General features: G+C 66.7%; 1 pseudogene. It reads right to left on the reverse strand.

Going from position 1 to position 237, the window contains the following annotated elements:
- Positions 1 to 237 (reverse strand): annotated as a pseudogene (locus EOD29_RS34910) (ABC transporter ATP-binding protein); the annotation flags it as partial.

Genomic DNA, 237 nt, shown 5'->3' on the forward strand with positions numbered 1-237 from the left:
CCGCCTTCGGCAAAGGCCGGCAGCAGATTGATGCGCGGCTGGCCGATGAAGCGGGCGACCTCGATATGGGCTGGATCGTCGTAGATGACCTCGGGGCTGGCGATCTGCAGCAACTTTCCGCCCATCATCACGGCGACGCGGTCGGCCATGGAAAGCGCTTCCGCCTGGTCGTGGGTGACATAGAGCGTCGGCACGCCGGCGCGGCGATGCAGGTCGACGATCTCGCCTCGGGCGTGA

It is taken from the genome of Mesorhizobium sp. M1A.T.Ca.IN.004.03.1.1 (assembly GCF_003997555.1).
In the GTDB taxonomy this organism is placed as follows: domain Bacteria; phylum Pseudomonadota; class Alphaproteobacteria; order Rhizobiales; family Rhizobiaceae; genus Mesorhizobium.